Source organism: Mesorhizobium sp. BR1-1-2 (assembly GCF_020165435.1).
GTDB lineage: Bacteria > Pseudomonadota > Alphaproteobacteria > Rhizobiales > Rhizobiaceae > Mesorhizobium.
Map to the genome: position 1 here is coordinate 43,811 of NZ_JAIUID010000006.1, position 21,648 is coordinate 65,458.

Genomic DNA, 21,648 nt, shown 5'->3' on the forward strand with positions numbered 1-21,648 from the left:
GCATGCGCGCCTTTCTGTTGGTCGCCGCGTCGGTCGTTGCGGCGGCGGCCGGCCATGCGTCTGCGGCCGGCATCGACCTCACCAAGCCCTATGGCAACAAGTCCGGCTGCATCAACAGCAACGGCCAGCAGGTCTATGCGGAGGACATGCTGCTTTTGACCGACAAGGAGTTCATCACGGTCGCCAGCGCCTGCACCTTTATCGGCAAGCAGGCGCAGGCCGACGGCTCGCTGGTGCTGAAGGCGCAATGCCAGGCGGAAGGCGAAGAAGGGCAGTCGCCAATCCAGTTCACCGTCAAGCGCAGCGCCAGGAATGCCAAGAAGCTGGTGATCGCCGACGAAGACGGCGCGCTCTACGGAGAAGTCTCCCGGTGCCGATGACGCCGAAACCCTTCCCGCCAGCGTCAGGCGACCAATGCATCCAGTTCAGGCAACAGGACAACGCTTTCCTGTTCGTTGGGATCGGTGCGGGCGATGACGGCCGAAGAGGGCGCGTTGCTCAGATTAGCGGGCAGATGCGGCACTCCGGCCGGAATGTAGAAGAGGTCGCCGGCTTTGGCGACGATGAGGTTCTCGAGCCGGTCGCCGTACCAGGTATGGACCTCGCCGGAGAGCACGTAGATCGCCGTTTCATGGTTCTCATGCAGATGCGCCTTGGCGCGGGCGCCGGGCGGCATGGTGAGCACATGCATGCAGATGCCGGATGAGCCGACCGACTCGGTGGCGATCCCGGCGAAATAGGTCAATCCCTGCTTGCCTTCATAAGAGCTTTCAGGGCGGATAAGATGGCAAGTGGGTTTAGGCGACATCGGGGAAACTCCGGGCGTCGAACAAGTGGAACAAGACCAATGGGACTGGGCGAGTGGAAAACAACATCGCGATAAAAGCAATCGGAATTGGGCCGGCGCCGCAGGGGCAGGAACAGGCAGGCCGCGGCCGATGACGGGGATTTCGCCAGCCGTCGTCGCGGCAAGCAAGCTTGGCCTGACCTTCCAGACCAATGACGGGCCGGTACAGGCGCTGTCCAATGTCGATCTGACCATCGGCAAGGGTGAGTTCGTTTCCTTCATCGGGCCGTCGGGCTGCGGCAAGACGACCTTGCTGCGGGTCATCGCCGATCTTGAGAAGCCGACCTCGGGGACCATTTCGGTCAACGGCATGACAGCAGAACAGGCGCGCGAGAAACGCGCCTACGGCTACGTCTTCCAGGCCGCCGCCCTGTTTCCCTGGCGCACCATCGAGCGCAACGTCGCGCTGCCGCTGGAGATCATGGGTCTGTCCGGGGCGGAGCAGGGAGAGCGGATCAGGCGCACGCTCGACCTCGTCAACCTTTCCGGCTTCGAGAAGAAGTACCCCTGGCAGCTTTCCGGCGGCATGCAGCAGCGCGCCTCGATCGCTCGCGCGCTCGCCTTCGATGCCGATCTTCTGTTGATGGACGAGCCTTTCGGCGCGCTGGACGAGATCGTGCGCGATCACCTCAACGAGCAGTTGCTGGAATTGTGGGCGCGCACCAACAAGACCATCTGCTTCGTCACCCATTCCATTCCGGAAGCCGTGTATCTGTCGACGCGCATCGTGGTTATGTCGCCGCGACCGGGCCGCGTCAGCGACGTCATCGAGTCGACGCTGCCGAAGGAGCGGCCGCTCGACATCCGCGAGACGCCGGAGTTCCTGGCGATCGCCGCGAGGGTGCGCGATGGCTTGAGGGCAGGGCACAGCTATGATGATTGAGGGGGACGGGTTTCCTCCTCTCCCCAACGGGGAGAGGGTGGCCGGAACGAAGCTGAGGTCGGGTGAGGGGGCGGCGCCGACGGATCCGACCAAGAGAAAGGTCGGTGCAACCGCTCGCGCCCGGCAGCTCCGATTCGACGAAACCGAGGCTGAATACCGGCTTTGGGGCGAGTTGAGAGGGCGCCACCTCAATGGCTACAAATTTGTTCGGCAAATGCCGCCCGGCCCTTTCTTCGCTGACTTTGTTTGTCGCAAGGAATGGCTGATTGTCGAACTTGATGGCAGCCAACATGCGGATTCACAAACCGACCCCGCAAGGACAGCTTGGTTGAACAGACAGGGCTATTCGGGTCTCCGGTTCTGGAACCATGAGGTTTTGGCCGAGCGCCGAGCGGTCCTTGATACGATCTTGGCTTGCCTCGACGGAAAGATTTCCACCCCCTCACCCGACCTCCGCTTCGCTCCGGCCACCCTCTCGCCGTTGGGGAGAGTAGGGCGCCCAACTGGCGAGGCCCGCTAGATGGACACTTTCCGTTCCAAGCTCATCCCGGTCACCTCGATCCTCGCAGGCGTGGTCGTGCTCTGGTACGTCTTCGCCGTCATCCTCAACACGCCGTTCCAGCGCGATCTCGACAGCCGTGCCGATGAAACGCCCGGCATGACAGAATTCATCGGCAAGACGCTCTCGCAGCCGAAGCCGACGCTGCCGGCGCCGCACCAGGTGGCGGTGAACTTCTTCGAGAACACCTTTTTGCGCAGCGTCACCTCCAGCCGCAGCCTGGTCTACAACGCCTGGGTGACGTTGTCCTCGACGCTGCTCGGCTTTGCCTTCGGCACGGCGCTCGGCATCATCATCGCGGTGGGCATCGTACATGTGGCGACGCTCGACCGCAGCCTGATGCCGTGGATCATCGCCTCGCAGACCATCCCGATCCTGGCGGTGGCGCCGATGATCATCGTCGTGCTGGCGGCGATCGGCATTACCGGACTGATCCCGAAGGCGATGATTTCGACCTATCTGTCGTTCTTCCCGGTGACGGTGGGCATGGTCAAGGGGCTGCGCTCGCCCGAGATCATGCATCTCGACCTGATGCACACCTATAATGCCAGCCGTGCGCAGACCTTCTGGAAATTGCGCGTGCCGAGCTCGGTGCCGTTCCTGTTCACCTCGATGAAGGTGGCGGTGGCGGCCAGTCTGGTCGGCGCCATTGTCGGCGAACTGCCGACGGGTGCTGTCGCCGGCATCGGCGCCAAGCTGCTCGCCGGCGCCTATTACAGCCAGTCCATCGATATCTGGTCGGCGCTGGTCGCCGGCTCGATCGTGGCCGCGCTGCTGGTCATGGTGGTTGGCATTGCCGGGCGCCTCGTCGACCGCGCCATGGGCGGGAGGCCGGCATGAACCGGCTGAAACCTTCCTGGCAGGCGGTGCTGGCCATTGTGCTGTGCGTGGCGGGGCTTGCGCTTGGCGCGATCGCCGCGCCAAAGGTGGATCCGCTGGCGCAGCCCGCAGGGACGTTGATGTATCCCTATGCAGCGACGGGCTGGCTGATCTTCGGCGTGCTTCTTCTCTCGGCCTTGATCTCGATGGCCAGAATACCGTCCATCGTCGAAGCTGTTGTGCTTTTCGTCGGCGCCCATCTCGCTGCCTGGCTGCTTATCTCGGGCATCGCCGGTTTCGAAGGCACCGCACTGGCGCCTTACTTCTTGCTGCTCACCGCCGCCTGGCTGCTTGGCTGGCGCTGTGTGGCGGTGCTGTCAGGGCTTCGCCTGATGGCGAGCTCGGTCCGGAACGCGCTGCGCCTGATCATCCCTGCCATCTTCGGCGCCTGGATCCTGATCATCTGGGAAGCGGTGACGCGTGGCGCCGGCATCCCTTTCATCCTGCTGCCGCCGCCGAGCGCCATCGCCGCGCGCATAGCCGCCTCGCTGCCGATCCTTGGCGCCGATGTCCGGCAGACCATCTTCAAGGCGGTGATCTTCGGCTATGTCGTCGGCAGCGGGGCCGGCTTCGTCACGGCCATTCTCGCCGACCGGGTGCCGTTCCTGAGGCGCGGCCTGCTGCCCATCGGCAATATGGTCTCGGCGCTGCCGATCATCGGCGTGGCGCCGATCATGGTGATGTGGTTCGGCTTCGACTGGCAGTCCAAGGCGGCTGTCGTCATCATCATGACCTTCTTCCCGATGCTGGTGAACACCGTCGCCGGTCTGGCCGCGTCCGGCCATATGGAGCGCGACCTGATGCGCACCTATGCGTCCGGCTACTGGCCGACGCTTATCAAGCTCAGGCTGCCGGCCGCCGCTCCCTTCATCTTCAACGCGCTGAAGATCAACTCGACGCTGGCGCTGATCGGCGCCATCGTCGCCGAATTCTTCGGCACGCCTGTCGTCGGCATGGGCTTCCGCATCTCGACCGAAGTCGGGCGGATGAACATCGACATGGTCTGGGCCGAAATCGCAGTTGCAGCCCTTGCGGGTTCGGTCTTTTATGGCGTGGTCGCTCTTGTCGAAAGAGCCGTCACGTTTTGGCATCCCTCTGTCCGTGGTGGATAGGGGCGGTGGGTTTGGGCATTAACTCCAGAGGGAAAAAAATGAAAAGACTGATTATTCCTGTACTGGCCGGCGCGATGTCGCTGGCCGCGTTCCAGGCAATGGCTGCCGACAAGGTGACGTTGCAGCTGAAATGGGTCACGCAGGCCCAGTTTGCCGGCTATTACGTCGCCAAGGCGAAGGGCTTCTATGAGGCCGAGGGTCTCGACGTCGACATCAAGCCGGGCGGTCCCGACATTGCGCCCGAGCAGGTGATCGCCGGCGGCGGCGCCGATGTTATCGTCGACTGGATGGGCGGCGCGCTGGCAGCCCGCGAAAAGGGCGTGCCGCTGGTCAACATCGCCCAGCCGTTCAAGAAGGCCGGCATGGAACTGGTCTGCCCGAAGGACGGCCCGATCAAGACCGAAGCCGACTTCAAGGGCCACACGCTCGGCGTCTGGTTCTTCGGCAACGAATATCCGTTCTACGCCTGGATGAACAAGCTTGGCCTCAAGACCGATGGCGGCCCGGACGGCGTCACCGTTCTCAAGCAGAGCTTTGACGTGCAGCCGCTGATCCAGAAGCAGGCGGACTGCATTTCGGTCATGACCTACAATGAATACTGGCAGCTGATCGACGCCGGCTACAAGCCGGAGCAGCTCACCGTGTTCAACTACTCGGCGATGGGCAACGACCTGCTCGAGGACGGGCTTTATGCCTCGGAGGACAAGCTCAAGGATCCGGCCTTCGAGGACAAGATGGTGCGTTTCGTGCGCGCCTCGATGAAGGGTTGGAAATATGCCGTCGATCACAACGACGAAGCGGCCGAGATCGTCATGGACGGCGGCGGCCAGGACGAGAACCACCAGAAGCGGATGATGAGCGAAGTCGCCAAGCTGATCGACAATGCCGACGGCAAGCTCGATCCGGCGACCTACGAGCGTACCGCGAAGGCGCTGCTCGACCAGAAGATCATCACCAAGGAGCCGAAAGGCGCCTATACCACCGCGATCACCGACAAGGCGATCAAGTAAGCCTCGAACTGGCCTCGTGACGGGGCTCGATGGCTGATGTTGGAGGGGCGGGTGACCGCCCCTTTTTCATGTGGCCAAATCACAAAAGCGTGTGCCTGGATACATTGCGGCGGCCGAGCGTTGCGTCGAAGGCATGCGCGTGCGGGGAGCCACGACGGATGCGACAGTCAATCGGAGGTTCTTCATGCGTACACAGACCGTCTTGCCGAGGCTTTCGGCGGTGGCCATTTCGACCGCTTTCCTGTTCGCATCGCCAGCCATGGCCGACATGGTGAAGTTCAAGGCGACGCTCGATGGCAGCCAGCAGAGCCCGCCCGTCACCACCAAGGGCAAGGGAACCGCCACATTCACCTTCGACACCGCCAAGAAGAAACTCAGTTGGAACGTCAAATATTCCGGCCTCAGCGGGCCGGCGACGGCCGCGCATATTCATGGCCCGGCGGCGATGGGGGAAAATGCGGACCCCGTAATCCCGTTCAAAAAACTCAAGAGCCCGATCAAGGGGTCGGCGACATTGACGGATACGCAGGTGACCGATCTGGAGGCCGGCAAATATTACGTCAACATCCACACCGCCGCCCATAAGGATGGCGAGATCCGCGGTCAGATCGAAAAGGCGGCGGCGTCGATGTAACGCGCCGTCGCTCAGGGGGCGCCCGTATTAGCTTGAAGGCTTTGCGGGCAGCGCCCCCTCTGTCCTGCCGGACACCGACCTTCAGACCTTGTCTCTTATCTGCGTCATCGTGCGGGTCGGCGTGATTGCCTCCGGATCGAGCCTGATCTCGATGATCGCCGGCTTGCCGCTAGCGCGGGCGCGCTCGAAGGCAGGGGCGAAGTCGGCGGTCCTCTCCACCGTTTCGCCATGGCCGCCATAGGCACGCGCCAGGGCGGCGAAGTCCGGATTCTTGAGGTCGGTGGCGACCACCCGCCCGGGGTATTCACGCTCCTGGTGCATGCGGATGGTGCCGTAGATGCCATTGTTGACAACGATGACGATGATCGGCAACCCGTACTGCACGGAGGTCGCGAATTCCTGCCCGTTCATCAGAAAGCAGCCGTCGCCGGCGAAGGCGACCACGGTGCGATCCGGGAACAGCGCCTTGGCTGCGACAGCGGCAGGCGTCCCATAGCCCATCGAGCCTGAAGTAGGCGCGCCCTGTGTGGCAAAGCGGCGGAAGCGATGGAAGCGGTGCACCCACGTGGCGTAGTTGCCGGCGCCGTTGGTCAGGATCGCGTCGTCGGGGAGCACCGTTTCGAGATAGGTCATGATCGGCCCCATCTGGACGGCGCCCGGACCGCTTTCCGGCGGCGTCGACCAGTCGAGATAAGCGGCGTGCAGCTTTGCCGTATCCGCCGCCCAGCCCGGCGATGCCGGTCCCTTCCGTTTGGCGAAGGCGCGCACGAAGGCGGCGGGCGAGGCGTTGATCGCAAGCGTTGGGCGGTAGACGCGGCCGAGTTCGCCGGCATCGGCATGGACATGAACCAGCATCTGGTCGGGGTAGGGGCTTTTCAGGAGCGTATAGTCCGAGGACGGCATCTCGCCCATGCGGCCGCCGATCAGCAGCACCAGATCGGCCTGCTTGATCGCTGTCGCCAGCTTCGGGTTGATGCCGATGCCGACATCGCCGGCATAGTTCGGGTGCAGATGATCGAACAACATCTGGCGGCGGAAGGAGCATCCGACCGGCAGCGACCACGCCTCGGCGATGCGGGTGATTTCCTGAACAGCCTGGAAATCCCAACGTGTGCCGCCCAGGATCGCGATCGGCCGTTTGGCGGCATTGAGCAGCGCCTCGAGCCGGTCGAGTTCGGCTTCGGCGGGGCTGGTCTCGACCGGGGTGTAGGCGAGCGCAGCCGGTGCGTCGACGACACTGGTCAGCATGTCTTCCGGCAGCGAGATGACGACAGGGCCTGGGCGGCCGGAGGTCGCCATGGCAAAGGCGCGGGTGACGAATTCGGGAATGCGCGAGGCATCGTCGATCTCCACCACCCATTTGGCGATGTCGCCAAAGAACCTGACATAGTCCACTTCCTGGAAGGCCTCGCGCTGCTTGGCGTGGCTGGCGACCTGGCCGATGAACAGGATCACGGGAATCGAATCCTGCATGGCGATGTGGATGCCGGCGGACGCATTGGTGGCGCCGGGGCCGCGGGTGACGAAGCAGATGCCGGGTTTGCCGGTGAGGCGGCCTTGGCAGTCGGCCATCATGGCGGCGCCGCCTTCCTGGCGACAGACGATACTGCGGATCGATGAATCGTGCAGCGCGTCGAGCACCGCGAGATAGGATTCGCCTGGCACGCAGAAGATACGGTCGGTGCCGTTGGCCTCGAGCGCGTCGACGATCAATTGTCCGCCGGTTTTCATTTTGCTCTCTCCAGTTCGGCAAGGATTTCGTCAGTGTGTTCGCCCAGGCGGGGCGAGGGGCGCTCATAGACGAGCGGTGTTTCGGACATGATCATCGGTGCGCGAACCGAGGGCAGAAGATTGCCATGGCCGTCGTCGAGGTCGAGCCGCATGCCGCGCGCGATCGCCTGCGGGTCGGCGAACATCTGTCCGATCGTGTTGATCGGGCTCGCCGGCACGCTAGCCGCTTCGAGCTTGGCCAGCAGAGGGTCGCGATCCCTGGTCTTCAGCGCCTCGACGATCCGCTCGCGCAGCTTCACCCGGTTGGCGACGCGGGCCGGATTGGTGCCGAAATCGGGATTGCCGGGCAATTCGTCCAGCCCGACCACCGCGCAGAACCTGGCGAACTGGCCGTCATTGCCGACCGCCAGGATGATGTGGCCGTCCCGGACCGGCAGCACCTCGTAGGGCGCAATGTTCATATGCGCGTTGCCCATCTGCACCGGCGACTTGCCGGAAACGAGATAGTTGAGGTTCTGGTTGCCGAGCGCCGAGATCTGGGTGTCGAACAATGCCATGTCGATGTGCTGGCCTTCGCCAGTTTTTTCGGCGTGGCGAAGGGCCGCCTGGATGGCGATGACGGAATAGAGGCCGGTGAAGATGTCGGAGATGGCGACGCCGGCCTTTTGCGGCTCGCGTCCGGCCTCGCCGGTGATCGACATCATGCCGGCCATGCCCTGGATGATGAAATCGTAGCCGGCGCGCGGTGCGTAAGGACCGTCCTGGCCGAAGCCGGTGATCGAGCAATAAACGAGGCGCGGATTGATCTTGCGCAGGCTGTCATGGTCGAGCCCGTATTTCTTCAAGCCGCCAAGCTTGAAGTTCTCGATCAGCACGTCAGAAGTTGCCACCAGCCGGCGCACGGTTTCGGCGCCCTCCGGCGTGGAAAAATCGATGGCGATGGAGCGCTTGCCGCGATTGCAGGAATGATAATAGGCGGCCGACAGGTTTTCGCCATCCTTGCCCATGACGAAGGGCGGACCCCATTTGCGGGTGTCGTCGCCGCCATCGGGGCTTTCGACCTTGATGACGTCGGCGCCGAGATCGGCAAGCAACTGCCCGGCCCAGGGCCCGGCAAGGATGCGGGCGAGTTCGACGACGCGGACGCCTTTCAGCGGGGGCTCAGCCATAGATCACCAGAATTGGTCGGAACCGAAGCCTCTATCAACAGAGATTGCCGCTGTCACGGTTCTTGCAATGGGCCAACGTTTCACCGCTTCAGGACCGTCTCTGCCCATGCCGCGAAATCGTCCATGACGATGTCGCGATTCACCTCGTTCAGGCTTTCGTGGCGGGTCTCGCTGTAAACCTTTGAAACGAGATTCGAAAAGCCCATTTTGCGCATGCGTTGGGCAAGATGGGTGATCGCCTTGCCATGGTCCGACGCAGGGTCTTTTTCGCCCCCCACGACGCTGACGGGAAGATCGCGCCGAACGCCGGCAAAAGCTGCGTCCCTGCCGCCACGGAGCGCCATCTGGACGACATCGCGCCACATCGACACCGAGGCGTCCCAGCCGCATAGCGGGTCGGCGATGTATTTCGCCACCTCCGCCTCGTCGCGTGACAGCCAGTCGAACAAGGTCCGGTGGTTGGGCACCGCCTTGCCCCAGGCCTGGAAGGTGAGTTTCGGCAGCAGACGCGATGGGACATCCGAGCCGAGCCGCATCCTTTCCCAGGCAAGGATGCCGAGTGCCACCTGCCCGAGCAGGCCAGCTGAAAAATTGCCGTTCCAGATGGCGGCGGCATGAATGCGGTTCGAATGCGCCTGGAGGAAGTTCAGCGCCACGGAGGCGCCCATCGAATGGCCGAACAGGATGACGGGCAGGCCCGGCTGCTCCCTGGCGATGAGATCATGAATGGCGCCGACATCGGCTATGACCTTGGCGGGGCCGTCCTCATGCGCGAACCTGCCCAGCGGTGCGTCGGGCGCGTTGGTCGCGCCATGGCCGCGATGGTCGTGGACATAGACATGGAAGCCGCGCGCGCCCAGAAAATCGGCAAATCGGCCATAGCGCGCCGCATGTTCCGCCAGCCCGTGATTGATCTGGATGACGGCGCGCGGATGGCCGTCGGCCCGCCGGACCAGAAGATTGAGGTCGGCGCCGGTCGGCGAACGGACCATGCGCTGCTGGCTGAATGACATTCAGTGATTTCCACCCTGGCCCGCCTCGGTGGCGCCAGCCTTGTTTGCGCCGGGGCCGGTTCAGCGTCAATCCGCCATTCGGGATTTCTCGCGATGATGTTTCTTGCGTTTGGCCGGTGGAATATCGCAATTCTGACATGGAGACAGCTTCAGTCTGTCGGCCACCTTTTTCACCCAGGGATTCTCCATGCGCATTGCTGTTGTTTTCGGATTGGCCATTTCGGCGGCATCATTGACGGGCGCGGCCCATGCCGACGTCAGGATGAGCGGCACCTTTGTTGCCGATGCCTCATGTCCGGCAACGCAAGCCATCAAGAACGGCAAGAATCCCGGCAATGTCTCAACCGATGCCGGCCAGAGCTATCAACTTCTGGCGGGCAACAAGGATGCGCCGACGCATTATCTCATCCTGGTACCGGGCGCGGATCCGGATCGGCGCTGGGTGAAGGTCAGTTGCGGACATCTCTCCGGCAGCAGCGCAGCAACGCTGCCGGCGACCCCCGGCGGGCAGGGCAAGCCGGCGGCGTCGGGAAAACCCGAATATGTCTTCGCGCTGAGCTGGCAGCCGGCTTTTTGCGAGACCAAGTCCAGCAAGAGCGAATGCAAGGCGCAAAACCCGAACGAATTCGATGCCAGCAACTTCACCTTGCACGGCCTGTGGCCGCAGCCGAACGGGAATTTCTATTGCCAGGTACCGGCCAGCGACAAGGCCAATGACAATCCTGCGCACTGGAAGGATCTTCCGCCTGTCAATTTGGACGCCGGCACGCGCACGGAACTCGACAAGGTGATGCCGGGCACAGCTTCGCAGTTGGAGCGGCATGAATGGATCAAGCACGGCACCTGCTACGGCAAGAACCAGCAGGAGTACTTTTCCGACGCGCTCAGCCTGATGCGTGAGGTGAACGGCTCGGCTGTGCGCGACCTCTTCGCCAAGAACATCGGCGGCAAGCTGACGGCGGATCAGATCCGCGGCGCCTTCGACCGGGCTTTCGGCGCCGGCGCCGGCGATCGTGTGCGCGTTTCCTGCGTCATCGATCCGTCGAGCGGGCGGCGGCTGATCGGAGAGTTGACGCTCGGCCTCGCCGGTCCGATCGGCCCGAACAGCTCGCTCAAGGACCTGCTGCTGGCCTCGGTGCCGACCAACAAGGCCGGTTGCCCGACCGGAACCGTCGACGCGATCGGGTTCCAGTAGGTCCTGAGCTCATTCCAGCCGGGAGGCAGGCCGGGGCAACGCCAATGCCCGTTGTTAGTGCGGCCTGTGATCGGTTCGATGCGGCGAAAGCGATTGCCGTTCGGCCCCGCATCGCCTACATAGCGGCCAACCTCCATTCAAATCGACGAACAAGTCAGTTTTTCAGGGAAAGCGCGCGTGGCACGCCAGTTCATCTATCACATGTCCGGCCTGTCGAAGGCCTACGGCACCAAGAAGGTGCTCGATAACGTTCATCTGTCCTTCTACCCGGACGCCAAGATCGGCATTCTCGGCCCTAACGGTTCGGGTAAGTCGACCATCCTGCGCATCATGGCCGGGCTCGACAAGGAGTTCCAGGGCGAGGCGTGGCTGGCCGAGGGCGCGACCGTGGGCTACCTGGCGCAGGAGCCGCAGCTCGACAACAGCAAGACCGTGCGTGAAAACGTCATGGACGGCGTCGGCAGGAAGACCGCCATCATCGAGCGCTACAACGAATTGATGATGAACTATTCCGACGAGACGGCGGACGAGTCGGCCAAGCTCCAGGACGAGATGGATCGGCTCAATCTTTGGGACCTTGAGCAGCAGGTCGAGATGGCGATGGACGCGCTGCAGTGCCCGCCGGCCGATTCCGAGGTGACCAATCTGTCGGGCGGCGAGCGCCGCCGCGTGGCGCTGTGCCGGCTGCTCCTGGAACAGCCCGATCTGCTTTTGCTCGACGAGCCGACCAACCATCTCGACGCCGAGACCACGGCGTGGCTGGAAAAGCACCTGCGCGATTATCCGGGCTCGGTGCTGATCATCACCCACGACCGCTACTTCCTCGACAACGTCACGGGATGGATCCTCGAGCTCGATCGCGGCCGTGGCATCCCTTACGAGGGCAACTACACCAAATATCTCGACGCCAAGGCCAAGCGCCTGATCCAGGAAGGCCGTGAGGACGACGCCCGCCAGAAGTCGATCTGGCGCGAGCGTGAGTGGATCCAGTCCTCGCCCAAGGCGCGCCAGACCAAGTCCAAGGCCCGTATCAAGGCCTATGAGGAACTGGTCGAGCAGTCGCAGAACCGCAAGCCCACCGACACGCAGATCGTCATTCCGTCGGGCGAGCGCCTCGGCAATGTTGTGATCGAGGTCGAAGGGCTCACCAAGGGCTTCGGCGACGAGCTTTTGATCGAGGACCTGTCGTTCAGGCTGCCGCCGGGCGGCATTGTCGGCGTCATCGGCCCGAACGGCGCCGGCAAGACGACGCTGTTCAAGACCTTCACCGGCCAGGAGAAGCCGGACGCCGGATCGATCCGCATCGGCGAGACGGTCAAGCTCGGCTATGTCGACCAGAGCCGCGACGCGCTGGATCCGAACAAGACGGTGTGGGAAGAGATCTCCGGCGGCGCCGAAGTGATCAAGCTCGGCAAGCACGAGGTCAACAGCCGCGCCTATTGCTCGTCCTTCAACTTCCGTGGCGGCGATCAGCAGCAGAAGGTTGGCAATCTTTCGGGCGGCCAGCGCAACCGCGTCCATCTGGCCAAGATGCTCAAAGGCGGCGGCAATGTGCTTTTGCTCGACGAACCGACCAACGATCTCGATACCGAGACGCTAAGCGCGCTCGAAGATGCGCTGGAAGCCTATGCGGGCTGCGCGGTCATCATCAGCCACGACCGCATGTTCCTCGACCGGATGGCGACTCATATGCTCGCCTTCGAGGGCGACGCGCATGTCGAATGGTTCGAAGGCAATTTCGAGGAATATGAGAAGGACAAGCTTCGCCGCCTGGGTGCGGAAGCGGCGGCCCCCCACCGCATGACGCATAAGAGGCTGACGCGGTAAGGTTTGAAGGCGGCGGATTTCTCAAGACGATATGAGGAGCTTAGATGGCTGATTGGTCCGCCGCCCAATATCTGAAATTCGAGGACGAGCGCACGCGGCCGGCGCGGGACCTGGTCGCTCAGGTTCCGGTGGATTTTCCGCGCCGTGTCGTCGATATCGGCTGCGGGCCGAGCAATTCGACCGAATTGCTGGTCGAGCGCTGGCCGGATGCCGAGGTCAGCGGCTTCGACACCTCGCCCGATATGATCGAGAAGGCGAGGGCGCGCTTGCCCAATGTCACTTTCGATCTGGCGGACGCGGCCGCATGGCAGCCCGAGAAGCCGGTCGACGTCATCTTCGCCAATGCCGTGTTCCAGTGGCTGCCGGAACATCCTGATGTCTTCCGACGGCTGATGGGGCTTCTGGCGCCTGGCGGCGCGCTCGCCGTCCAGATGCCCGACAATATGGGCGAGGATTCGCACCGCCTGATGCGTGAGACGGCCGCCGAAATGCCGTTCGCAGCCAAGATGAAGGGCGCGGCGCGCGCGCCGCTGCCGCCGGTATCGTTCTACTATGATCTGTTGTCGCCGCTGTCGGACCGGCTCGACATCTGGCACACGGTCTACAATCATCCGCTGGCCGATGCCGAAGCGATCGTGGAATGGGTGAAGTCGACGGGGCTGAAACCTTTTGTCGATCCGCTGGGTGCGGATGAGCGCAAGATGTTCCTCGACAGCTACACGGCCAAGATCGCCAGGGCCTATCCCAGGACGGCCAATGGCAAGGTGCTGTTGCGTTTTCCCCGCATTTTCATCGTCGCCAAGCGGGCTTGAAGATGGCCTGGTACGGTTCGTGCGCGGCCGCGACGACGGCGCATGCTGGAACAGCCCGCAGACGAACACCAAACTGTGCGCATGGTGAGGGGCGCGGGAACCGGTTTAAGCTGGCATAAACCGGCTCAATGCGACAAGGGTTGCGCCGGGCCTCCCTTGCGCCCACATCAAAGCCCCTGAACGCCTGCGGATGGGACGGACTGAACATGCATCGCGTCATCATCAGCGGCATCGGCGTCGAAATCCCCGAACCCGAGATCAGCAATGAGGAACTGGTCGCCAGCTTCAACAGATGGGTCGACACGGAGAACGCGCGCCGGTCGGGGACGGACCAGCCGCTGCTGCAGAAATCGGACAGCGATTTCATCGTCCACGCCTCGGGCGTGCGCAGCCGTCATGTGATCGAGCGCGAAGGCATACTCGACCCGACCCGCATGGCGCCGCGCATTCCCGCACGGCCGGACGATGCGCTGTCGCTGGAGGCCGAGTTCGGCATCGCTTCGGCCCGCAAGGCCCTCGATCATGCCGGGTTGCTGCCCTCCGATATCGACCTGGTGATCTGCTCGGCCTCGCACCACCAGCGGCCCTATCCGGCGATCGCCATCGAGATGCAGCAGGCCCTGGGCACCAAGGGGGCGGGGTTCGACATGGGGCTCGGCTGCTCCTCCGCCGCGGCGGCACTGCACATGGCGGTCAATCTGGTGCGCGCGGGCGCGCATAAGCGCATCCTGGTGACGACGCCGGAGATCATCACCGGCCATCTCAATTTCCGCGACCGGCAGACGCATTTCATCTTCGGCGACGCCTCGGTGTCGATGGTGGTCGAGGGGCTGGCACTCGGCGAGAAACGGCCGGGACGTTTCGAGGTGCTCGACACGCGTATCTGGACGCAGATGTCGAACAACATCCGCACCAATCTCGGCTATCACACCCGCACCGCACAGGACGATCCCTACAGGATCGATCTGGAGGGCAACCTCATCAAGCAGGTCGGCAACAAGGTGTTCAAGGAAGTCACCGTCGCCGGGCACAAATTCATCGTCGAGTTCCTGGCCGAGCACGGCCTGACGCCGCAGGCGGTGCGACGCTTCTGGCTGCACCAGGCCAATGCGCGCATGAACGCCATGATCCTGAAACTATCATTCGGCCACGAGGTCGATCATGACCGCGCGCCCATGGTGCTGGAGCGTCTCGGCAACACGGCCGGCGCCGGCGCCATCGTCGCGTTGTCGGAGAACCATGCCGACATGAAGGCGGGCGATTTCGGGCTGATCTGCGCTTTCGGCGCGGGGTATTCGATCGGCGGCGCGCTGCTGCGAATGCTGTAGGACGGGCGCTTGCCGCTTCAGGCCGGCGGGAAGGGAACCAGCATCGGCACGCGGCGCGCGTAATCGTCATAGGCGGGCAAGCTCGCCGCGCAGGAAACTTTCCTCCAGCCTCGCCTTGATGACGATCCCGGCAAGCAGCAGGGCCGCACCCGCGACGCCCCATACCGTGCCCTTGACGGCCATGGTGGCGAAGATCGAAAGCAGCAGGCCCGTATAGATCGGATGACGGACAAGCGCGTAAGGACCGGTGTCGATGATGCGATGATCGGCCTTGGCGGTTACCGTGCTGGACCATAGCCGGCCGAGATGCAGGCGGGCCCACCAAGCAAAGGCGATGCCGATGGCGATCAGGGCGACGCAAATCCAGGCCTGGGGGAGCGTCGGTGTCCAGAGCCGAAGCCGACCCACATAGCCGTGCGCCGGAACGAACAGCAGGACGGTACCGGCGAGCCAGAGAACCCGATATCGCGCCTCCGCCCTGAAATCCGCCCGCTTGCGCACGGGATCGGCCCATGAAGCGGCAAGGATCCACGATACCAGCCAGAACAACCAGAGCGCAGCAACGGCGTGTCCCACCTGCATGACCCGAACCTCCTCCCGATCTGGCGCCCTCGACTATGCCGGCGGCGCGGCGGCAATGCGGCGCGCTGTGGGCGGCAACTGCGTTTCCGGTAAGAAAGTCGTGATCGGCATCAAACGGCGTGATCGGATCATCAGCGCTTTCGACTGGACCGCATTGCGGAGGGCCTCTAGACCAGACCGATGCAGGAAACCAACCCAAGGCTTTTTCCGGCGGACCTGCCGGTCGACATCGTGCCGGGCCGCAAGCTGGCGGCAAGGGCGGCGGCGCTCTATGCCGCTCCGTTCGACCATTTCGAAACCAAGGCGGTCGAGAAATTGCAGCTGGGCTTCGACGGCATAGCCGGCGATTTTCATGCCGGGATAGCGCGACGCTCCGGCGGGCGCGAACCGTGGTATCCGCGCGGCACCGAGATGCGCAACGAGAGGCAGTTGTCGCTGGTGGCGGCGGACGAACTCGCGCTGGTCGCCGAACGCATGGGCCTAGAGGAGATCAAGCCCGAGTGGATCGGCGCCAATTTGCTGATCGAAGGGGTGCCGCATCTTTCGATGTTGCCATCCGGCTCGCTGCTGTTCTTCCAGGGCGGCGTGACGATCAAGATCGATGCCCAGAACAAGCCATGCCGCGTCGCCGGGCAGTCGATCGCCGAGCATGTCCGGGCGGGGGACCGCGACGCCACCGCGCTGCTCTTTCCGAAAGTGGCCAAGCGGCTGCGGGGCCTTGTAGGCTGGGTCGAGAAGCCCGGCATCGTCAGGTCCGGCGAGGAAATCTCCGTGCGTGTGCCGGAGCAGTGGATTTATCGCGTCTGACGAGGTAGCCACGCCGCTCGAAACGGCGTGGCTGAGCGACCCGCACTAGCCCTTAGGCCTTGCGGTTCTTGTTGGCGCCTTGCGCCATGACCGAAACATGGTCCCACTTTTCCCAGGTGGCGATGCGGTTGGCGTATTCCTGCTTGATCATCGGCAGCCCGCCGTCGCCGAAGAACACTCTGAGAGGCGGCTCGGCCGCGTCGACGATGGCCAGCATCGCCGGTCCGGTGGCCTCGGGATCGCCGGCCACGGCGCGGCTGCGGCGCTCCGCCATGGCAGCGCGGACGGGCGCATAGGCGTCCAGCGCTTTGGAGACCTTGGCCGACGGACCGGCCCAGTCGGTGGAGAAGCCGCCGGGCTCGACCAGCGTGACATGCATGCCGAACTCCGCGACCTCGAGGCTCAACGACTGGCTGAAGGCTTCCAGCGCCCATTTCGAGGCGTGGTAGAGGCCAAGCGAGGCGAAGGCATTGACGCCGCCGATCGACGAGATCTGGATGATGTGGCCGGAGCGCTGCGCCCGCATGATCGGCAAGGCGGCCTGGGTGACCCACAGTGCGCCGAACACATTGGTTTCGATCTGGTCGCGGGCTTCCTGCTCGCTGACTTCCTCGATGGCGCCGAAATGGCCATAGCCGGCATTGTTGACGACGATGTCGAGCCGGCCAAACCGCTTGTGCGCCTCGGCGATTGCGGCACCGACGGCTTTCTTGTCGGTGACATCGAGCTTTATCGCGGCGATGTTGTCGCCATACTTCACGGCGAGATCGGCGAGCGTGCCGGCATCGCGGGCGGTTGCCGCGACGCGGTCGCCGCGGGCGAGCGCGGCCTCGGCCCAGACGCGGCCAAAACCCTTCGACGATCCGGTGATGAACCAAACCTTGTTTGTCATGATGAAGTCCTTGCCCGTATGGGCCGTGATTTTTCAGGGGTAAGCGGAGGCTTCTCCGCTTTTTGCCATATACGGTGCGTCCCGCGACTTTCCAGGGGCGGTGGCGGAATTATTTGGACGGGAGCGGCGACCGGTCAGGGGTAGCGTACAGCGCTCGACCAGGCCGGATCCTCATGCTTGTTCCAATAGAGCGCCATCAGTCGGCGGGTGATCGCGCCTGGCCTCCCGTCCGCGACCAGGCTGCCGTCGATCATCGTGACCGGCATGATGCCGCCGGCGGTCGATGTGATGAAGACCTCGTCGGCCTCGCGCAATGCCGCGACGCTGACATCGGCCGGAGCGGCGTCGAGGTTTTCCTGCGCACAGAGATCGAAGACGGTGCGGCGGGTTATGCCTGGCAGGACGCCGATCGCCGGCGTCGAGAGCTTGCCGTCCTTGACGCAGAAGACGTTGAAGCCCGGGCCTTCGGCGACATTGCCGTTGAAGTCGAGAATGAGCGCTGTCTCGGCGCCGCGGTCATAGGCGTCGTAAAGGCCGCGCACCAGATCGAGCCAGTGGTAGTTCTTGATCGCCGGGTCGATCGAGGCCGGCGGAATGCGCACCTTGTCGCTGATGGCGACCCGCAGTCCGCGCTGCAACTGCTCGGCATTGGCGACCGAGCCGAACGGCACGGCAAATGCCATGAAGCGATTGATCGACTGCCGCGGATCGCGGCTGAAAGTAGGGGAAGCGCCGCGCGTGCACAGCATTTCGACATAGGCGGCGCGGTGTCCCGACAGTGCCACGCAATCGTGCAGGATCCCGGTCACGCCGTCGCGGTCGAACGGGATCGTCATGCGCAATTTCTCCAGTCCTCCGAAGAAGCGGTCGAGATGCAGGTCAAGCCTGAAGAAGCGGCCGTTCCAGACATGCACGGTGTCGTAAGTGGCATCGGAATGCAGGAACCCCCAGTCCAGCACGGAGATCTTAGCCTGCGACATCGGCAGGTACTGGCCGTCGAGGAAGGCGATGCCGTCGGGATAGGCATGAGGATCGACGTGGCGGTCGCTCACCACAGGCAGCGGCCGTGTATCCTGTGCGGTCTGGCTCATCGGCACCTCCTTGTGTCACAGGCTATCGGTGTCAGGCAGCGGGCATAGAGCCAGTCATTCGGCGTCGTTCGTCCTCGAAGTGAAGCTGGCCAGCCCATGCAACCGAGCGCCGTGCCGGACGGCAACCGCTTCAATCATCCTCGTCGTCGGCGTCGAGCAGGCGGGTGGCGCGCCAGCGGGTAAGCACGACATTGGTCTGCTCGATGACGAAGAAGCGCGCCGAGTCGCGGTCATAGCCTTCGGCGAGCAGCTTTTCGTAGTCGGTATGGGCGTGACGGATATGGGCAATCGTCGCCAGCCACACGGCAATGGTCGGCGGCAAGGTCTTCATGTGAACGGAACCGGCATCGGCTCGGATCTTCTCCATGTCGGCATAGGGCGCCAGCGGCAGAAGCGCGGTCAGCGCCTTGGCGAGGGCGCGTCGACGGCCGGTCGGCGCCTTCATCGTTCGTCGCGCCCTTCGATGGTCGCCTCGGCAAAGGCATCGGTCGATGCGAAGTAGGGTTTTATATCGACCACCGGGGTGCCATCGAGCACGTCGATGGCGTCGATCTCGATGCGCCCGGTGGCGATGTCGAGCGCAATCAGTTTCGCCACATGCAGGCCGATCGGGTTTGGCCGGGCAGGGGAGCGCAGGGCGAATACGCCTTTTGCTTCAGCCGCATGGCGCGGTTTCTGAACGATCAGAGTCCGCGGCGCGTGGTGCAGCCACGACAGGATGACGAGGTGGCTGGCGCGCTCCAGCCCTTGCAGGCCGGCCCGGTAGGCCGGGTCGATCGTCAGTGCTGCCGGCTGCCCGGTCTCGCGCGCCGCGCGCATGTTCTTGGGGCAGGTTTCGCGCGTCGTCCATGGCGAGGCGATGCGGCCGATGAAGATGACGCCGCCATCGGCCGGCATCAGCGCCGGATCTATCTCCAGCCTCTGCTCGCCCTCCCGCGCCTCGAACATCTCACGCCGTCCAGTCATTTTATCCATCTTTTCGTTGGCGCATGTCGTTACCCACCGGGAAATCATGCATGCGGCATTTTCTTGTCCGGAAGCGACATAGCGCTTGCAAGGCTTCGAAAATCGACATAAACATATGTTTATATCTTTTTCAAAGAGAATACGCTGATGCATGTCTCGCTCGACACCATGGTGGACACATTGAAGGCGGCGGCCGAATCGAGCCGCCTGCGCATACTGGCGCTGCTGTCGCGCGGCGATCTCACCGTCTCCGATCTTACCGAGATTCTCGGCCAGTCGCAGCCACGCGTGTCGCGGCACCTGAAGCTGCTCCTGGAGGCCGGGCTGATCGGCCGTTACCAGGAGGGATCGTGGGCCTTCTTCCGGCTGTCTGACACGGATTCGGCGCGCGACTTCGTGCTGCGGCTGGTCGCCGGCATTCGCGGCGCCGATCCGCAGGTCGAGCGCGATCTCGAGCGGCTGGCCTCGGTCAAGCGCAAGCGGCAGGACCGCGCGGCGGAGTATTTTTCGCAGAATGCGGCAAGCTGGGACCACATCCGCTCCCTGCACGTGCCGGACCGTGCGGTCGAGGCCGCCCTCATTAAACTCGTCGGCAAGCGGCCATTCCAATCGATGCTCGATCTCGGCACCGGTACGGGGCGCCTCCTGGAAATCTTCTCGCCACTCTACCGGCGCGGCATCGGCATTGACATGTCGCGCGAGATGCTGACCGTCGCGCGCGCCAATCTGGACAAGGCCGGCGTCTCCAATGCTCAGGTGCGGCAGGGCGACATCTTCTCGCCGCCGGTCGAGCGCGACGCCTTCGATCTCGTCACCATCCATCAGGTGCTGCACTATCTCGACGATCCCGCCCGCGCCGTCCATGAGGCGGCGCGGCTGCTGCGCCCTTCCGGACGGCTGGTGATCGTCGATTTCGCGCCGCATGCCCTGGAATTCCTGCGCGACGAGCACGCGCATATGCGCCTCGGCTTTTCCGACCGGCAGATCGGCGAGTGGTTCTCCGAAGCGGGCCTCGATCTCGAAGATGCCCAGGAGTTCGAGCCGAGCGGCGGCACCGAGGCCAAGCTCACGGTCAAGCTCTGGCTTGGCCGCGACCGGCGCCTGCTGATCGCCGATCCTGCCAATGACAGCCAGCAGACCAAAGTGAGTTCGATAGGGGAAATCGCCTGATGAACCAGTTCCGCTTTTCCCGCCGCCCCGACATTGGCGACAAGGTCAGGGTTTCCTTCGAATTCTTCCCGCCAAAGTCGGACGAGATGGAAGCGAGGCTGTGGGACACAGTCACCCGACTGGAACCGCTGAAGCCGAAATTCGTCTCGGTGACCTACGGTGCCGGCGGTTCGACTCGGGAGCGCACGGCACGCACCGTAGGCCGTATCCTGAAGGAGACCAGCCTGACGCCGGCAGCGCACATGACCTGCGTCGACGCTCCACGCCCTGAGGTCGACGCGGTGATCCAGGAATTCGCCGACATGGGCGTGAAGCGGTTCGTCGCCCTGCGCGGCGATCCGGCCGCGGGCGTCGGCACCGCCTACCGTCCGCACCCGGACGGCTATGCCAATGGCGCCGAGCTGGTCGGTGCGCTGAAGAGCGTGGGCGATTTCGACATCTCGGTCTCGGCCTATCCGGAAAAGCATCCGGAAAGCCCCGACTTCGCCACCGACATCGACATGCTGAAGCGCAAGGTCGACAATGGCGCGACGCGGGCGATCACCCAATTCTTCTTCGACAACGATCTCTACGAGCGCTATGTCGAGCGCGCGCGTCGAGCCGGCATCTACATTCCGATCGTGCCGGGCATCCTGCCGGTGCACAATTTCACCCAGGTCGCCAATTTCTCGGCACGTTGCGGCGCGCTGGTGCCGGCATGGCTGGCCGAACGTTTCGACGGCCTGCAGAACGATCCGCAGACGCATGCGTTGGTCGCGTCGGCGGTGGCGGCCGAGCAGGTGCTGGATCTGGTCGAGCGGGGCGTGGGCGATTTCCACTTCTATACGATGAACCGGGCCGACCTCGTCTTTGCCGTCTGCCACATGATCGGCATCCGCTCGCATGAGGCGGAAGTGGCTGGCTCCGCAGCCGCCTGAACCGGGCTTGAGATGCAGAAAGGCCGGGTAAAAACCCGGCCTTTCAAATTGGTTGATTATTGGGTGCTGGTCTTCCCCGTTTTTGGCGGGTTCAGGGAAGAACGCCTATAATGAGGGCGCCGATGAATGCAAACGCAGCACAGATCATCAATGCGTTGATTGGCCTCGTAAGTCCCATGACATAGCCTCCTCTTAAAGAGCTATGGCCGGAGTCTAGGGTCATT

General features: G+C 63.6%; 23 protein-coding genes. 14 read left to right on the forward strand and 9 right to left on the reverse strand.

Annotation, left to right across the window (positions count from 1 at the left end; genetic code table 11):
• Positions 1-2: 2 nt before the first annotated feature.
• Positions 3-380 carry a hypothetical protein gene (locus LB551_RS15505; protein WP_224659747.1) on the forward strand — a complete coding sequence of 126 codons (378 nt, stop codon included), beginning with the start codon at positions 3-5 and terminating at the stop codon, positions 378-380.
• A gap of 23 nt (positions 381-403) precedes the next feature.
• Here LB551_RS15505 and LB551_RS15510 read toward each other — a convergent pair whose 3' ends face one another.
• Positions 404-808 carry a cupin domain-containing protein gene (locus LB551_RS15510; RefSeq protein WP_224659748.1) on the reverse strand — a complete coding sequence of 135 codons (405 nt, stop codon included), beginning with the start codon at positions 806-808 and terminating at the stop codon, positions 404-406.
• A 130-nt stretch (positions 809-938) separates the two neighbouring features.
• Here LB551_RS15510 and LB551_RS15515 point away from each other — a divergent pair, with 130 nt between their 5' ends.
• From LB551_RS15515 to LB551_RS15540, 6 genes are all read left to right on the forward strand, one after another.
• On the forward strand, positions 939-1,730 hold the full coding sequence (locus LB551_RS15515; RefSeq protein ID WP_140553047.1) for an ABC transporter ATP-binding protein: 792 nt from the start codon (positions 939-941) through the stop codon (positions 1,728-1,730).
• The gene (locus LB551_RS15520) at positions 1,723-2,250 is read left to right on the forward strand and encodes an endonuclease domain-containing protein (protein ID WP_224659999.1); all 528 of its coding nucleotides are present in this window, start codon (positions 1,723-1,725) and stop codon (positions 2,248-2,250) included. The genes LB551_RS15515 and LB551_RS15520 overlap by 8 nt, the downstream gene beginning before the upstream one ends.
• Complete coding sequence (locus tag LB551_RS15525) at positions 2,251-3,129, forward strand: ABC transporter permease (RefSeq protein ID WP_224659749.1); 879 nt, start codon at positions 2,251-2,253, stop codon at positions 3,127-3,129.
• A complete protein-coding gene (locus LB551_RS15530) occupies positions 3,126-4,280 on the forward strand; it encodes an ABC transporter permease (protein WP_224659750.1) in 1,155 nt (384 codons plus the stop codon). The genes LB551_RS15525 and LB551_RS15530 overlap by 4 nt, the downstream gene beginning before the upstream one ends.
• 38 nt (positions 4,281-4,318) lie before the next feature.
• Positions 4,319-5,290: an ABC transporter substrate-binding protein gene (locus LB551_RS15535; RefSeq protein WP_224627155.1), complete on the forward strand. Its 972-nt coding sequence runs from the start codon at positions 4,319-4,321 to the stop codon at positions 5,288-5,290.
• A gap of 184 nt (positions 5,291-5,474) precedes the next feature.
• On the forward strand, positions 5,475-5,924 hold the full coding sequence (locus LB551_RS15540) for a CHRD domain-containing protein (RefSeq protein ID WP_224659751.1): 450 nt from the start codon (positions 5,475-5,477) through the stop codon (positions 5,922-5,924).
• A gap of 81 nt (positions 5,925-6,005) precedes the next feature.
• Here LB551_RS15540 and LB551_RS15545 read toward each other — a convergent pair whose 3' ends face one another.
• The 3 genes from LB551_RS15545 to LB551_RS15555 all read right to left on the reverse strand — a co-directional run bounded on the left by LB551_RS15545 (position 6,006) and on the right by LB551_RS15555 (position 9,837).
• A complete protein-coding gene (locus LB551_RS15545) occupies positions 6,006-7,655 on the reverse strand; it encodes a thiamine pyrophosphate-binding protein (protein WP_224659752.1) in 1,650 nt (549 codons plus the stop codon).
• A complete protein-coding gene (locus tag LB551_RS15550) occupies positions 7,652-8,824 on the reverse strand; it encodes a CaiB/BaiF CoA transferase family protein (protein ID WP_224659753.1) in 1,173 nt (390 codons plus the stop codon). The genes LB551_RS15545 and LB551_RS15550 overlap by 4 nt, the downstream gene beginning before the upstream one ends.
• Positions 8,825-8,904: 80 nt before the next feature.
• Positions 8,905-9,837 (reverse strand): alpha/beta fold hydrolase, encoded by a 933-nt coding sequence (locus LB551_RS15555; protein WP_224659754.1) that lies wholly within the window; start codon positions 9,835-9,837, stop codon positions 8,905-8,907.
• A gap of 187 nt (positions 9,838-10,024) precedes the next feature.
• Between LB551_RS15555 and LB551_RS15560 the strand changes: the two genes are divergently transcribed.
• From LB551_RS15560 to LB551_RS15575, 4 genes are all read left to right on the forward strand, one after another.
• A complete protein-coding gene (locus LB551_RS15560; RefSeq protein WP_224659755.1) occupies positions 10,025-11,032 on the forward strand; it encodes a ribonuclease T2 family protein in 1,008 nt (335 codons plus the stop codon).
• A 177-nt stretch (positions 11,033-11,209) separates the two neighbouring features.
• A complete protein-coding gene (gene ettA, locus LB551_RS15565) occupies positions 11,210-12,859 on the forward strand; it encodes an energy-dependent translational throttle protein EttA (RefSeq protein WP_140495150.1) in 1,650 nt (549 codons plus the stop codon).
• A 44-nt stretch (positions 12,860-12,903) separates the two neighbouring features.
• Complete coding sequence (tam, locus tag LB551_RS15570; RefSeq protein WP_224659756.1) at positions 12,904-13,671, forward strand: trans-aconitate 2-methyltransferase; 768 nt, start codon at positions 12,904-12,906, stop codon at positions 13,669-13,671.
• 206 nt (positions 13,672-13,877) lie between these two features.
• Complete coding sequence (locus tag LB551_RS15575; RefSeq protein ID WP_224659757.1) at positions 13,878-14,999, forward strand: beta-ketoacyl-ACP synthase III; 1,122 nt, start codon at positions 13,878-13,880, stop codon at positions 14,997-14,999.
• 66 nt (positions 15,000-15,065) lie between these two features.
• Here LB551_RS15575 and LB551_RS15580 read toward each other — a convergent pair whose 3' ends face one another.
• Positions 15,066-15,581: a methyltransferase family protein gene (locus tag LB551_RS15580; RefSeq protein WP_224659758.1), complete on the reverse strand. Its 516-nt coding sequence runs from the start codon at positions 15,579-15,581 to the stop codon at positions 15,066-15,068.
• A 180-nt stretch (positions 15,582-15,761) separates the two neighbouring features.
• Here LB551_RS15580 and LB551_RS15585 point away from each other — a divergent pair, with 180 nt between their 5' ends.
• Positions 15,762-16,388, forward strand: coding sequence for an MOSC domain-containing protein (locus LB551_RS15585; protein WP_224659759.1), 627 nt, complete (start codon positions 15,762-15,764; stop codon positions 16,386-16,388).
• A gap of 52 nt (positions 16,389-16,440) precedes the next feature.
• Here LB551_RS15585 and LB551_RS15590 read toward each other — a convergent pair whose 3' ends face one another.
• From LB551_RS15590 to tsaA, 4 genes are all read right to left on the reverse strand, one after another.
• Entirely contained in the window at positions 16,441-17,280 is an 840-nt protein-coding gene (locus LB551_RS15590) for an SDR family oxidoreductase (RefSeq protein ID WP_224659760.1), read from the reverse strand.
• A 134-nt stretch (positions 17,281-17,414) separates the two neighbouring features.
• A complete protein-coding gene (locus tag LB551_RS15595; protein WP_224659761.1) occupies positions 17,415-18,371 on the reverse strand; it encodes a D-amino acid aminotransferase in 957 nt (318 codons plus the stop codon).
• A 130-nt stretch (positions 18,372-18,501) separates the two neighbouring features.
• Positions 18,502-18,816, reverse strand: coding sequence for a DUF2293 domain-containing protein (locus LB551_RS15600; protein WP_140644196.1), 315 nt, complete (start codon positions 18,814-18,816; stop codon positions 18,502-18,504).
• Positions 18,813-19,337 (reverse strand): tRNA (N6-threonylcarbamoyladenosine(37)-N6)-methyltransferase TrmO, encoded by a 525-nt coding sequence (gene tsaA, locus LB551_RS15605; RefSeq protein ID WP_224659762.1) that lies wholly within the window; start codon positions 19,335-19,337, stop codon positions 18,813-18,815. Before tsaA ends, LB551_RS15600 begins: the two co-directional genes overlap by 4 nt.
• A gap of 147 nt (positions 19,338-19,484) precedes the next feature.
• Here tsaA and LB551_RS15610 point away from each other — a divergent pair, with 147 nt between their 5' ends.
• Positions 19,485-20,507 carry an ArsR/SmtB family transcription factor gene (locus LB551_RS15610; RefSeq protein ID WP_224659763.1) on the forward strand — a complete coding sequence of 341 codons (1,023 nt, stop codon included), beginning with the start codon at positions 19,485-19,487 and terminating at the stop codon, positions 20,505-20,507.
• Positions 20,507-21,424 (forward strand): methylenetetrahydrofolate reductase [NAD(P)H], encoded by a 918-nt coding sequence (gene metF, locus LB551_RS15615; protein ID WP_224659764.1) that lies wholly within the window; start codon positions 20,507-20,509, stop codon positions 21,422-21,424. The genes LB551_RS15610 and metF overlap by 1 nt, the downstream gene beginning before the upstream one ends.
• Positions 21,425-21,648 lie beyond the last annotated feature (224 nt).